The organism is Thiomonas sp. (assembly GCF_034007205.1).
In the GTDB taxonomy this organism is placed as follows: Bacteria; Pseudomonadota; Gammaproteobacteria; order Burkholderiales; family Burkholderiaceae_C; genus Thiomonas.
Window position 1 is genome coordinate 18,021 of sequence record NZ_JAVERI010000024.1, and the last position, 12,032, is coordinate 30,052.

Annotated in this window: 13 protein-coding genes; 5 read left to right on the plus strand and 8 right to left on the minus strand. The window is 63.2% G+C overall.

The window, feature by feature from the left end:
* The first annotated feature begins 215 nt into the window (after positions 1-215).
* The 3 genes from RBR52_RS14310 to RBR52_RS14320 are packed head-to-tail and all read left to right on the plus strand — an operon-like array spanning position 216 to position 3,644.
* Complete coding sequence (locus tag RBR52_RS14310; protein WP_320377956.1) at positions 216-1,361, plus strand: GNAT family N-acetyltransferase; 1,146 nt, start codon at positions 216-218, stop codon at positions 1,359-1,361.
* Complete coding sequence (locus tag RBR52_RS14315) at positions 1,358-2,371, plus strand: NAD(P)-dependent oxidoreductase (protein WP_320377957.1); 1,014 nt, start codon at positions 1,358-1,360, stop codon at positions 2,369-2,371. Before RBR52_RS14310 ends, RBR52_RS14315 begins: the two co-directional genes overlap by 4 nt.
* Before the next feature lie 4 nt (positions 2,372-2,375).
* Positions 2,376-3,644: a capsular biosynthesis protein gene (locus RBR52_RS14320; protein WP_320377958.1), complete on the plus strand. Its 1,269-nt coding sequence runs from the start codon at positions 2,376-2,378 to the stop codon at positions 3,642-3,644.
* Here the strand turns inward: RBR52_RS14320 and RBR52_RS14325 are convergent.
* The 6 genes from RBR52_RS14325 to RBR52_RS14350 form a co-directional block, all read right to left on the minus strand.
* Positions 3,628-4,713: a beta-3-deoxy-D-manno-oct-2-ulosonic acid transferase gene (locus tag RBR52_RS14325; protein ID WP_320377959.1), complete on the minus strand. Its 1,086-nt coding sequence runs from the start codon at positions 4,711-4,713 to the stop codon at positions 3,628-3,630. The genes RBR52_RS14320 and RBR52_RS14325 overlap by 17 nt on opposite strands.
* Positions 4,714-4,721: 8 nt before the next feature.
* Positions 4,722-5,909: a glycosyltransferase family 1 protein gene (locus RBR52_RS14330; RefSeq protein WP_320377960.1), complete on the minus strand. Its 1,188-nt coding sequence runs from the start codon at positions 5,907-5,909 to the stop codon at positions 4,722-4,724.
* A 33-nt stretch (positions 5,910-5,942) separates the two neighbouring features.
* A complete protein-coding gene (locus RBR52_RS14335) occupies positions 5,943-6,596 on the minus strand; it encodes an ABC transporter ATP-binding protein (RefSeq protein WP_320377961.1) in 654 nt (217 codons plus the stop codon).
* Positions 6,597-6,641: 45 nt separating this feature from the next.
* Positions 6,642-7,097, minus strand: a complete 456-nt coding sequence (locus tag RBR52_RS14340; RefSeq protein WP_320377962.1) for an RES family NAD+ phosphorylase — start codon at positions 7,095-7,097, stop codon at positions 6,642-6,644.
* On the minus strand, positions 7,097-7,525 hold the full coding sequence (locus RBR52_RS14345; protein WP_320377963.1) for an antitoxin Xre/MbcA/ParS toxin-binding domain-containing protein: 429 nt from the start codon (positions 7,523-7,525) through the stop codon (positions 7,097-7,099). Before RBR52_RS14345 ends, RBR52_RS14340 begins: the two co-directional genes overlap by 1 nt.
* A gap of 105 nt (positions 7,526-7,630) precedes the next feature.
* Entirely contained in the window at positions 7,631-9,235 is a 1,605-nt protein-coding gene (locus RBR52_RS14350; protein WP_320377964.1) for a glycosyltransferase family 1 protein, read from the minus strand.
* Positions 9,236-9,513: 278 nt separating this feature from the next.
* On the opposite strand from RBR52_RS14350, the gene RBR52_RS14355 reads away from it, so the two are divergent.
* Positions 9,514-9,948 carry a putative toxin-antitoxin system toxin component, PIN family gene (locus RBR52_RS14355; RefSeq protein ID WP_320377965.1) on the plus strand — a complete coding sequence of 145 codons (435 nt, stop codon included), beginning with the start codon at positions 9,514-9,516 and terminating at the stop codon, positions 9,946-9,948.
* Positions 9,948-10,211, plus strand: a complete 264-nt coding sequence (locus RBR52_RS14360; protein ID WP_320377966.1) for a hypothetical protein — start codon at positions 9,948-9,950, stop codon at positions 10,209-10,211. The genes RBR52_RS14355 and RBR52_RS14360 overlap by 1 nt, the downstream gene beginning before the upstream one ends.
* A gap of 45 nt (positions 10,212-10,256) precedes the next feature.
* Here RBR52_RS14360 and RBR52_RS14365 read toward each other — a convergent pair whose 3' ends face one another.
* Positions 10,257-11,135 carry a GDP-mannose 4,6-dehydratase gene (locus RBR52_RS14365; RefSeq protein WP_320377967.1) on the minus strand — a complete coding sequence of 293 codons (879 nt, stop codon included), beginning with the start codon at positions 11,133-11,135 and terminating at the stop codon, positions 10,257-10,259.
* A 469-nt stretch (positions 11,136-11,604) separates the two neighbouring features.
* Entirely contained in the window at positions 11,605-11,907 is a 303-nt protein-coding gene (locus RBR52_RS14370; RefSeq protein ID WP_320377968.1) for a BrnA antitoxin family protein, read from the minus strand.
* Positions 11,908-12,032: the final 125 nt, after the last annotated feature.

The window sequence follows — 12,032 nt, forward strand, 5'->3', positions numbered from 1 at the left end:
TGAGCGACCACTCGTCGTTCTGCTCCAGCATCATGGCGCCGACCCCAGCGATACCCGCAGGTATCGCGCGGATTGGCAACGCCGCCCTGCGGCAAAGGCGCCATTTGATGTTCCGGATAGCGTCAAACACTGCACTAGGATGTGCGAGCCGACGGCGCCATCGGCGGTTCCAAAAATCAGACAAATACCGTCCCGCACACATCCTGGATGCCTGCTTGAAAACCACCGTCTTTGATTCTCTGAGCGCCATTCCGCCCAAGGATTGGGATCGTCTTTGCCAGCAGGGCTCCGTGGCGATGTCGCGGGCTTTCTGGGAGCTCATCGAGCGATCCGGGATGAACGACTTCATCTATCGCTACATCGTCGGCTACGAGGAGGGCGATCCGGTGGTCATTGCCGCGGTTTATACCGTGACGACGGACATCGCCATCTTCGCGCCGCCTCTGGTGCGTCGTCTGCTGGGTGGCGTGCGCAAGGTGCTGCCCCATTTTCTGAAGTGGAAGATGCTCGAATGCGGCACGCCCATCACCATCAGCAGCCCGCCCTACATTCGGTCGGCTTCGGTTTCCGACGAAGCCGTCATCGAGGCGCTCAACCGCGATTTTCGCCGCCTCGCCAAACGCGAGCGCTGCCTGATCATCGTCGTGCGCGATTTCGAACCCAACGCGCAGGCGCTGCGCGAGCCGTTTCGCCGCCTGGGCTACCACTGGACCGACAGCCTGCCCAACACGTATATGGAGATCCGCTGGCGCACGCCGCAGGAGTACCGCGCGTCGATGCGGAGCTATTTCCGCAGCAAGCTCAACAAGCACCTCAAGCGCAATCTGCAGGCCGGTGTGCGCCACGAGCTGGTGGACGATTTCGCGCCGCTGGCCGACACGCTTTGCGCGCAATGGCTGGAGGTGCACACCCATGCCAGCGAGTTTCAGCGCGAAGTGCTCACACCCGGCTTTTACCGCGAGCTGCCCGTCTATATGGGGAGTCTGACCAAGGTCTTGTTGTTCTACAAGGGCGATGCACTGGTCGGGCACGCCTTGTTGCTCAGGGATGGCGACATGCTGCGCTGGCTTTATGTCGGCCGGGAAGTCGCCGAGAACGACAGTCTCTACATTTACGTCGCCGAAACCGTGGTCGAAACGGCTATCGAACTCGGCGCCAGGCGTCTGGAAATGGGCCTGACCACGTATCCCATCAAACAGGACCTCGGGGCGGAGGTCGTGCCGATCAATCTGGCCATCCGGGCATCCTGGGGGCTGATCAACCCCTTTGTCGGCCTGGGCTACGCCTTGCTCAACAAAGTGCCTCAACCCAGCCCGCGCCAGGTGTTCAAGGCGGCCGAGCAGGAAGGGCGGCAGGCATGAACGGGCAGAACTACGAGGGACAGCCCATGCTGGTGACGGGGGGCACCGGGTTCATCGGCGGGCATCTCGTCGCGCGCTTGCTGCAGCAGGGCGCGCGGGTCAAGGTGCTGGTGCGCGACACGGCCCGCCTGCCTGAGGCCTGGCGTGGCCGCGTGCAGGTTTGCCAAGGCGATCTGACCCGTCCCGACTCGCTGATCGAAGCGGCGCGCGAAGTGCGCTGGGTGTTTCATTGCGCCGCCAATGTGCAGACTTGGGGGCGGCGGCAAGACTATGAGGCGGTCAATGTCGAAGGCTTGCGCAATCTGCTTCACGCTCTGACGCCGCATGCGGGCCGGATCGAGCGCTTGGTGCATGTTTCCACTGTGGACGTGTACGGCTTTCCCAAGACGCCATGCGACGAAGGCTGCGCGCCGCGAATGCCCGGTTTCGGCTATGGCGACAGCAAGCTGCGTGGCGAGTTGCTCCTGCGCGAGTTGGCTTTGATGCTGCACCTGCCCTACACCATTCTGCGACCCGCGAATGTCATGGGGCCGGGCAGTCCGTTCACCTTGCGGGTGGGGCGTGAACTTCGAAACGGGCTGATGCTGCGGGTTTCCGGCGGGCAGGTCGATGCCGGCTTCCTCTATGTGGACAACCTGATCGACGCCCTGCTGTGGGCCGGGCTTGCTCCGCAGGCGAAGAACGAGGTGTTCAATGTGAACGATCCACAGCCGATCACCTGGCGGCAGTTTCTCGACGATTTGCGCACAAGCATCGATGGCCGGGGCTGGATCATCGACCTGCCTTACCCCGTGGCGGCAGTGGCAGCCGCGGCCCTGGCGCTGCCCTACCGCTTGCTCGGCATCCGTCAGGAGCCGCTGCTGCACCCGCTGATCGTCAAAATCTTCGGGCGAAGCTGTGGGCACAGCGCGGCGAAACTCGCCGCGGCGGGATGCCCGCTCGGGCGTATCGCTTACCGCCAGGGCATGGCCGAGTCGGCGCGCTGGTTCCAAGAGGCTTGCGGCAAGTGAGGGCATGTTGAGCCTGTCGGCGCGCGAGTCGCGGCCTGCGCCGCACATCGTTTTTCTCCAAGGCATGCCTTCGCCGTTTTACCGGCAGATTGCGCAGCATTTGAAGGCGGCGGGATGGCGCGTGACGCGCATCAACCTGTGCACCGGCGACTGGCTGTTCTGGCATGGCCAAGACGCCGTGGCCTATCGTGGGCGTCGCAGTCGGTGGCCCGCCTTCATCGCCCGTTTTTTTGCCGAGCAGGGCGTGACGCATCTGATGCTTCTGGGCGAAAACCGCCGCTATCACCGTCAGGCCGTCGATCTGGCCTTGGCGGCAGGCATCCAGGTGGTGGTCAACGATTTCGGCTACCTCCGGCCCGACTGGATCACCTTCGAGCGCAACGGCATGAGCGGCGGATCGCTGTTCCCGCGCGATCCCGAAGCCATCCGCGCAATGGCCGCCTGTCTGCCCGAGATCGACTGGACCCCGCGCTTTGCCGACAGCGCCTTCCACATGGCGCGGGGCGATCTGCTGCACAACCTCTCCAATCTGTTCATGGGCTGGCTGTTTCCCTTCTATCGGCGCAGCGACCGCAGGCCACACACCCTGATCTATACCCCGGCCAGCGGTTGGCGTCTGCTCACCAATCGCCTGCACAAACAGCGGATCGGGCAGGCCGTGAACGATCTTTTCGAGTCTCGTCAGCCCTATTTCCTGTTTCCGCTGCAACTCGATTTCGATTTCCAGATCGTCGCCTATTCTCCGTTCGACGGCATTGCCCACTCGATCGCGCATGTCGTCGCCTCGTTTGCCCAGCACGCGCCCGCGCACACCCTGCTGGTGCTCAAGGAACACCCCTGGGACCCCGCGCTGAAGAACTGGGAGCGCGTGCTGCTCAAGGAAGCCAAACGCTGGGGCGTGCAAGACCGGGTGCACTATTTTCGCGGCGGGCATCTCGATACTCTGATTTCCCGTTCGCAAGGCATCGTCACCGTCAACAGCACGACGGGCATGCGGGCGCTGCATCTGGGCACGCCGCTGATCGTTTTGGGGCAGGCCGTTTTCGATGTGCCGGGGCTGACCCATCAGCACGGCCTCGACAGCTTCTGGACGAATGCCGCGGCGCCCGATGCCGCACTGGTGGCCGACTATCTCAAGGCGCTTGCGGGCACGGTGCAGATTCGCGGCGTGTTTTTTGAACCCGAAGGCATCCGCCTGGCCGCCCAAGAGGCCGCGCAGCGGCTCATCGAGGACCGTGTGGGCAAGCCTTTGGCGGTTATCGAACCCCGATGAAACGCCGCAGAAAAAAGCGGTAAATCTCGATCCACCACGGCGGCGTCCCACCGTTGCGCGCCTTCCACGCGGCGAGTTCGTCGAGCGCCTGCTCCGGGGTGGTCAGCGACCGGCCGTCGCGGCGCAAGTAGAGTGGATAGAGAATCAGCGTGGCAGCCACCAGTTCATCGAGTTGCAGGCGGCGCTGGCGTCGCGGATGCGGCAGGCGATCCACCGTGAGCCCCCAGCCCGAGTAAAACGGCTGGCCGTGGCAGGTGACGGCCTTGCCGCGCAGCAGCGCCTCGAAGCCCGCGAGCGAGGTCAGCACATGCACCGCATCCACTGCGTCGAGCAGCGCGTTCATGGGCACATCGGTCACCACCGCATCGCACCAGTCCAGAGCCCGTTGTTCATCGACCCCGGTCTTGCGCAGCCGCGCGGCCACGTCGGGGTGCGGCTTGTAGAGCACATAAGCGCCGGGATGGTCTTGGCGTACCTGCCGCAGCAAATCCATATTGCGCTTGACGCCGCCTGTGCCATAGGCGATGGAGGCATCGCTTTCCACCTGCCCCGGCACCAGAATCACGGTTTTGGCCTGCACCGGCCTTTGCCAGGTTTGCCCGCCGACGTTGTACTTGGTCAGGCCGCAGGCGATGATGCGCTCGCGCAGCGCGCGGCCGCGGGCGAGCAGGGCCGGCGAAAACTCGGCGTGTCCCAGCAGCCATTCCAGATCGGATTCTTGAGCGGCGTCGTAATAGATGCCGCGCGTATCGACCACCCACGACAGCGGCTTGACCAACTCCGCACCCAGGCCGACCGAGCGCAGAAAACCATCTTCTACCCGCAGAATCCGGGCATCGGCGGCGGCGCCCGGCGGCACGGCGGCTCTGCCCCAAAGCACCAGGCAGCGCGCATCCGGCGGCAGGTTCTGCGCACTGACGAAACGCAGCGTGCGCCCCGCAAAGCACTGCCGGATCACCGGCCATTTCCAGCGTGGGAACGCCACCACGTGCAGCACTTGTGGCAGGTTTTGCAGACGATGCGACGCATCCCAGGCGGACGCGGCAAGACCTGCCGATGTGGGAGACACGGACAGGCTCATTGTCGGCCGTCACGGGGGGCGGCTGGCGGATTGAGGCCCTCCAGCCAGGCATCGATCCGCTCGAAATGCTGCGCCCAGGTGGGCGGAGCGTAGCCTTGCAGGCGCGCCAATTGCCGGGTTCTTGCAGGATGCTTCGGGTCGGCAAAAGCCATGATCGCATCGAGCCAGCCCAGCCCGTCGATCGGGTCGAGATACACCGGCAGATCGCCCGCCACTTCGCGGAAGGCGGGCAAATCGCTGGCGATCACCGGCACGCCCGCAGCCAGCGCCTCGATCAGCGGCAAGCCATAGCCCTCGGCAAAAGACGGGAACAGCAGCGCCTGCGCATGATGCAGCCAGGTCGCCAACTGCGCATCGTCACAATGAGGCACTTCCCGCACCACGGCGCGCAGCGCGTCGCAGCGTTCGAGCAGATCGACCACCTGTTCGCACTCCCAGCCCCGTTGTCCGATGATGACCAGCTTCGGCGTGGCGCCCAGACGATCCACCATCTCCCGCCACACATGCAGCAGCAACAGATGGTTCTTTCGCGCCTCGATGGTGCCCAGCGCCACGAAGTAGGGCGACTGCAGCGGTCGCTGCTGCTGCGGCGCCGGAAGACGCGAAACCCCCAGATGGGCCACCACCCGGGCGGGCAGAGACAAGCCCTCGGCCTGAGCATGGGCGAGCAAATCGTCCAGAGTGGCCTGCGAGTTGGCGATCACCCCATGCCCCGTGCGCAGCATGGTCTGCAGCCTGCGGCGATGCTTGTCGACTTCGCCCGCGCGGCAGTATTCGGGGTGGGAGAGGGGAATGAGGTCGTGCAAGAAGTAAATGGGGCGCACGCCGTGGCGCCGCAGCCGCTGCGCATACCGTGGGTCGTCCAGGCCACTGTGCCCGGTGTTGAACAACAGCGCGCCGGGCGTCAGTCCCCAGCGCAGCACATAGGCTGTGGCCACGCAGCGGCGCAGCGTCGATGCCGACTGCGGGTCTTCGCCCAAGAGCGCGGCGAACACCCGCTGCGATGCACTCCGCGAGAGCTGCATCCACCGCCCCCAGTGCCGCACCACCGCGAGAGCGCGCAAGCGGAAATGATCGATATAAGCCAGGCTGACGCGATCGACCCCCGTGGGATGCCTGCCTTCGAGCAGCCGCGCCGCCAGGCGGGTGACGTCGATGAGCAACACGTCATCGACCAGGTTCACGCCCTGGGTGCAAAGGCGAGCCGAACCGTTCAATCAAAGACTCTCGTAAGCGTGAATCGCGGCGTCCACGCTGTCATAGACGGTGAGGCGACCTTGCTCCAGCACAGCGGCATGGTCGCAGTGGTTGCGGATGAGGTCGGTCTGGTGCGCGACGATGACCATCGCGCGGTCGCCGCGCTTTTCGAACAGTTCCTGGTCGCACTTCACCGCAAAGCGGTGGTCGCCGACCGACATGGCCTCGTCGATCAAAAAACAATCGAACTCGATGGCCATCGAAATGGCGAAAGCCAGGCGTGCGCGCATGCCCGAGGAATAGTTCTTCACCGGCTCGCCCAGATACGCGCCCAGCTCGGCGAAACTCTCCACCATGTCCAGCGTCCTGTGATAGTCCACCCCGTACACCCGCGAAATCAGCCGGGTGTTGTCCTTGCCGGTGAGGCTGCCCTGAAAGGCATCGCCAAACGCCAGCGGCCAGGAGATCGACATGGTCTTGCGCACGGCGCCGCTCTGCGGCCGGTCGGAGCCGCTCATCACGCGGATCAGCGTGGACTTGCCCGCCCCGTTGCGCCCCATGATGCCCCACTTTTCGCCGGGCTTGACCGTGAAATTGATGTGATCGAGCACCATCCGCTGGCTGCGGCCGTGATGGATGGGGTAGCTTTTGCAAATGTCGATGAGTTGCATCATGGGAGGTTTTCTTCTCGTTGACCCGGTACGCCTTGTGTGACGCGCTTACCGGGCGAGTCGTGGGTCAAACTTGAATTCGGTGGGGTCTGCGACCTCGATGAACCGGGCGTCGGGATGGTTGGGGTTGACCAGAGCATTGAAGTCGCTGGTTGCGATCACAGACGGCACGATCAGCACCGCACTGCGACGCTCAGCCAACCATCGATCTCCAAAGGCTCGGGCCGAAGGGCTTTCATCGTTGTCCCAGCCGGACGGAAGCGTTGCGGCGTCGCATTGCTCGACCGTCACTGATTGAGGAACGGTCGCGATGACGAGTCGCTGTGAACCGGGCAAATGGCCCACTCCGCCGACGTGCACCAACCGTTCCAGTATCGCGCACGATTCGCTCAATGAGCCGTAGATGACCGCGCCGCCTGGGCTATTCCAACGCCCACCAAAGAGGCTGGCGCCGGTTGCATCCCAGATCGGGAAACGTGCGTCGGCGATTCGGAATATTCGCATCAGGCGCCCAGGCCGTAGAAAATATGCCAGAGCAATTGTTCGACGCGGCGGGCGCCGAGCTCGCTCATCGACACCTCCAGCGGAGTTCGACCCTGGAGCGAGCGGTTCCGGGTGTGAAGGAAAGTCAACGCATCCTCATCGGAATTCCAGACATGCCGTGCGGTCGCGTAGGTGCGCGCCAAACGCTCGGCTCGCTGCGATTCCTCTGGCGTCAGCCGTTCCCTGCGGCGCTTGTAAGTCGCCTCGGGGATGATTTTGTACAGCAAGGCGCGGCGCTCGGCTGGGCTTTGTTCCAGATGATCCACGCTGGCCTTCAGCGCCGATTTGGGAAGCCCCTTGGCCACCATGTCTTCAAGGTCTGCCATGGATCGAGGCGCTTGCGTCAATCCCATGACCCTGGCGATCTGGTCTGCGGTCACAAGTTGCATGGTATCAATTGAAAATGGACGACATTCAAATGATACCCATTTTCTCTTGAGCAATAGAGATTCCACTGCCGTGATTTCGCCCCTGGCAGGCCGCGGCAAAGAGATTCACACCTTGGTTGTGCCATTTCCCGCCAGCCCCCGCAAAAACCCCTCCCACTGCGGCACGATGCGCTCAGGCAGGTAGCGAGCGCTTTGTTCCAGCCCGGCGGCGCGCAGCGCTTCGGTGCGTGTTGCCGCGTCTTCGGCGTACATGAGGCTTTGCAGGGCCTGCACCACAGACTGCGTGTCGTAAGGGTCGAAATACACCGCCGCATCGCCGTACACCTCGCGGTGCACCGCAATGTCGGAGGCGGCCACCACGCCGCCGCAGCGCATGGCTTCCGCGCCCGAAAAGTCGAAGCCCTCGCCCACGCTGGGGCACACCGTCACCGTCGCCTGCTGATACAAAATGCGCATCGAATCCGAGGGCACGCTGTGCAGCATGAACAGCCCGCCCTGTTCGATCCAGGGCCGGCAAGCGTCCAGCACCCCTTTGTGATCCCAACCGATATGCCCCACCAGTACCAACTTGAGGTCGGGGTCGATGCGGTCGCGCAGCACCTCCCAGGCCTCGATCAGGCGCAGGTGATTCTTGCGCGGCTCGACGGTGGAGACCATCAGCACAAAACGCGAACCGCCGCCAAAGGCCTGCGCATAAAAGGCCGTCTGATCTGCCTCGTTTGAAAACACCTTGGCGAGCTTATAGACGCTGCGATCATTCTTGGCGCTGCTGCCCTTGGGTCGAAACTCATCGTGCAGATGACGCCGCACGATGCCCGGCACGCGCTCGGGCTCCGGGTGAGCCGGGTGATAGTGCGAGGGCAACATATTGTGGATGGTGACCGCGCGCGCCTCGGCCTCGGGAAACAGGCCGAGCAAATCGCGCCTTGTGGCCTCCGACACGCAGACGAACCACGCCCCGTCGCGCACATTGGCCGCCAGCGCCTGAAAGTGGCTGGCCTCGTGAAAGGCGCGGTCGGAAATGGTGTGCGGCATCAGCACCGGAATGGCATCGTGGTAATGGATCACCAGCGCCGTGCCCGGGCTGATCCGGCCAGGGTAGGGCGTCTGCGCGATCAACACATTCACCCCCCGAGTGTCGATGCGCGGATAGCGCGACTTGCCAAGCAGCCAGGCGCGCTCGATGCCCATCAAATGCATCCACCGCCAGGGCGAAGCGCACACCCGGTAATCGCTGCGCAATACCCGCTCGCGCTCCGCAGGCGGCACACTGCGGGCGAACAACTGCTGCCAGACGAAATCGTGAAACGCGCGGGTTTCAAATGTCTTCAGGCGAAGCGTGCTCTGTCCCGTCCAAGCGGCCCAGCGCAAACCCCACTTGTGCAGCAGCGCGCCGATCCAGTCGGCCACGCCCATCTTCCAGTCGGCGGCGCCTTGACCCTTGAGCGACACCACGGTCTTGGCATAACGGTGAATGCGCTCGGCATCGCTCAGCGCGGCACCCTCGGCCACCCCGCCCTTGACCTGCCGGGTGGACATTTGCAGCAAACCCGAGATGCGCAAATCCGGCAAGGCCGCCAGCGCCGCAAACAGCAGCCGGGTTTCCTGCGGAATGCCGTAAAAGCCATCCAGCGCCGGGCGCATGTCCATCAGCACTGCGAGGGTCGGCTCAGTAGGCCCGCTGGGAAGCATCGCATCGTCTGCAGACAAGGGGCTTGTGTTAGAAGAATTTTGTGGTTGCATCGAGGCTTTTCTATTCAACAGTTCTCGGGTTGCGAAGGAAGCGCTGAAACAGAAACCCCCTCTCCCTCCGGGAGAGGGTTGGGGTGAGGGCGGCATGAGCGGTCATCCCCCTAAAGCCCGCCACGCCACCGCATCCGTAATCTTGCGCGTGACGAACTGATGCTACGAAGCTAGACCTGACCCCATCTGACCCCACTGCATCTGACCCCACTGCACTAGATCCTGTTTCTTATATCATAGGAGATATGAAAAAGCGGGTTGTGCTCGACACCAACGTCTTGGTCGCTGCATCGCGCAGTCGTCTTGGGGCATCGTTCGCTGTACTCCGTGCGATGCGTGAAGGCCAATTGTTGGCGTTGGCATCGGTGCCCCTGGTGCTTGAATACGAGGCCGTACTTTCGCGCCCGGAGCAGCTTGCTGCGAGCAAGAGGACGGCTGAAATGACCGCGGCTTTCCTGGATGCGTTCTGTCTGCTGGCCGAGCCAGTGGAATTGTTCTTCCTCTGGCGACCGCAGCTTCGTGATGTCGCCGATGAGATGGTATTGGAAACAGCGCTCAATGGACGGGCCGATGCGCTGATCACGCTCAATGAGCGTGACTATTCGCCTGCACGCCGGTTCGGTCTTCCGATCCTCACGCCCGGCGTCTTTTTGCAAACCCTTCAACTGGAGAAAGCCTGATGGCCAACTATGCCTTGCGTGTGCCCGATTCACTCATGGAATACGCCAAGAAGGTGGCGCTCGACGAGCATGTATCGATGAATCAGTTTTTTGTGACCGCCATTGCAGAAAAGGTGTCGGCGCTCAAGACGGGCGATTACTTCGCGCAACGGCGCAGTCGGGGCAATCTGACTGCGTTCGACGCCTGGCTGGAGGCAAGCCCGGATGCCACGCCAGCCGCAGGAGATGAACTGCTGCCGCGCGGCAGCAGCCCATCCCGCTGAACTCGACATTGGGGTTGGCCTGCGGGTTTAAAACAGATGCATTTGCTACAAAGCTAGACCTGACCCCAACATCCATTCCAGCATCTGCGCCAGCGGAATCCGGGGGGAAAAGCCGGTATATCGACGCAGCTTTTCCCCCGAGCCCAGCAGTCGCGGCACTTCATTGGCGCGAACGAAAGCCGGGTTGACGCGCACTTCCAGGCGGTGGCCGCTGAGTTGTTCGGTCAGGGCCAGCACCTCGCGCAGCGAATGGGCCTGCCCTGAGCAGACATTGAAAGTCTGGCCGCAGACTTCCGTGCCGGCCTCCAGCAGCAGGTGCGCGTAGATCGTCACCACGTCGCGCACATCGGAAAAATCGCGGCTCACATCCAGGTTGCCCAGCTCGATGAAGGGCGCGCGCCGGCGGAAATGCGACACGATCTTGGGAATGAGAAATTTTTCGTCCTGCCCCACACCCGTGTAATTGAACGGGCGGGTGAGCACGATGGGCAGGCGCTCGCCAAAGGTGCGCACCATGTGCTCCATCGCCAGCTTGCTGCACGCATAGTGGTTGACCGGCGCCGGGCAGATGGATTCATCGATGACCTCCACCCCCGGCGTGCCGTACACATTGGCCGAACTGGCCACCAGCACCCGCTGCGGCGGACGGGGCAGGGCGGCCAGCGCCTCCAGCAGATTGAGCGTGCCCAGCACATTCACGCGGTAGAACTCTTCGGCATTGCCGTGCCCCACGAAAGACAGAGCCGCAAGATGTACCACATGGTCGGGCTGCGCCTGCAGCACCGCCTCGCGCACCGCGGCGGGGTCGGTGAGGTCGCACGCAAGGCCCGCCACGCGATGCCCGCGCGCCTGGAGAAAATCAACCATATGGCGGCCGGTGAAACCCGACGCGCCGGTGACCAGTACGGTAATGGGGTTCGTCATGATGAAGATACCCAAGGGACAATCAGCGGGTGGGGTGATTCCAAGGCAATGTGCATTTCAGTTTTCGCTGTCTTCGTAAAGATCGGTGCGCCGCCAGTCGTGACTACCCGAGGCCGTTTGCTGATTCAGGCGCGCAAGTAATTCCCGACGGGATCTGGGGCGCTCACTCTCAGGGGCCACTTGCAACAGAGCAACGGCGTGTTCTTGAGCGCCCCCAGGGTCGGCTCGCCGACCCGCCCCCCCCCGTGGGGGACAAGGAAACTTGGGGCGGCCCTGCGTTTCCTTGGGAGCGCCCCCCAGACCTGCCGCGTTCGCGTCAGGCCCCCGAGGGGGATGAGAAAACTTGTGGCGGCCCTGCGTTTTCTCATGAGCCTCCCAGTCCCCTGGCGGTGCCCGGCGTTCGCGAAGAAACGATCTTGCGCTACAAGGTGAACGGCAGCTCCGAGATGATCCTGACCCCAACATCCAGTCAGCGTGTGTGCGACTTGGACTTGTGCGCCTCGACGTAAGAGCGCAAGACGGCATTCATGCGCGATTGATACCGGGGGCCGGCGTGCTTGAAGAACGCCAACACTTCGGCATCGATGCGCAGCGTGATTTGCTTCTTGGTGTGCGGCAACTGCTCCGCTGTTTTCATCCAGACAGCATCCGCCAGATAGGGCGCGTCGCTGTAGTCGATCTGCTCATCGGGCATGGCAGCCACGGCATCCAGCCGCGCCTTCTGCTCGGCGCTCAATTGCGGCGGCTTCTTGAGGTCAAGAGTTCGCTTCACTGCGTATTTCAGCCCATCGTGGACGGCATTTCAGGCTGATCGTGGACGGGATTTCAGCGTGATCGTGGACGGCGTTTCAGTCTGATCGTGGACGCTGTTTCAGCGTCATCGTGGACGATTGGGGG

Excerpts from the sequence above, each read along its gene's own strand:
- RBR52_RS14365 (WP_320377967.1), bottom strand. The coding sequence starts at position 11,135 with ATGACGAACCCCATTACCGTACTGGTCACCGGCGCGTCGGGTTTCACC.
- RBR52_RS14345 (WP_320377963.1), bottom strand. The coding sequence starts at position 7,525 with ATGCAACTTGTGACCGCAGACCAGATCGCCAGGGTCATGGGATTGACG.
- RBR52_RS14340 (WP_320377962.1), bottom strand. The coding sequence starts at position 7,097 with ATGCGAATATTCCGAATCGCCGACGCACGTTTCCCGATCTGGGATGCA.
- RBR52_RS14335 (WP_320377961.1), bottom strand. The coding sequence starts at position 6,596 with ATGATGCAACTCATCGACATTTGCAAAAGCTACCCCATCCATCACGGC.
- RBR52_RS14315 (WP_320377957.1), top strand. The coding sequence starts at position 1,358 with ATGAACGGGCAGAACTACGAGGGACAGCCCATGCTGGTGACGGGGGGC.
- RBR52_RS14320 (WP_320377958.1), top strand. The coding sequence starts at position 2,376 with ATGTTGAGCCTGTCGGCGCGCGAGTCGCGGCCTGCGCCGCACATCGTT.
- RBR52_RS14355 (WP_320377965.1), top strand. The coding sequence starts at position 9,514 with ATGAAAAAGCGGGTTGTGCTCGACACCAACGTCTTGGTCGCTGCATCG.
- RBR52_RS14360 (WP_320377966.1), top strand. The coding sequence starts at position 9,948 with ATGGCCAACTATGCCTTGCGTGTGCCCGATTCACTCATGGAATACGCC.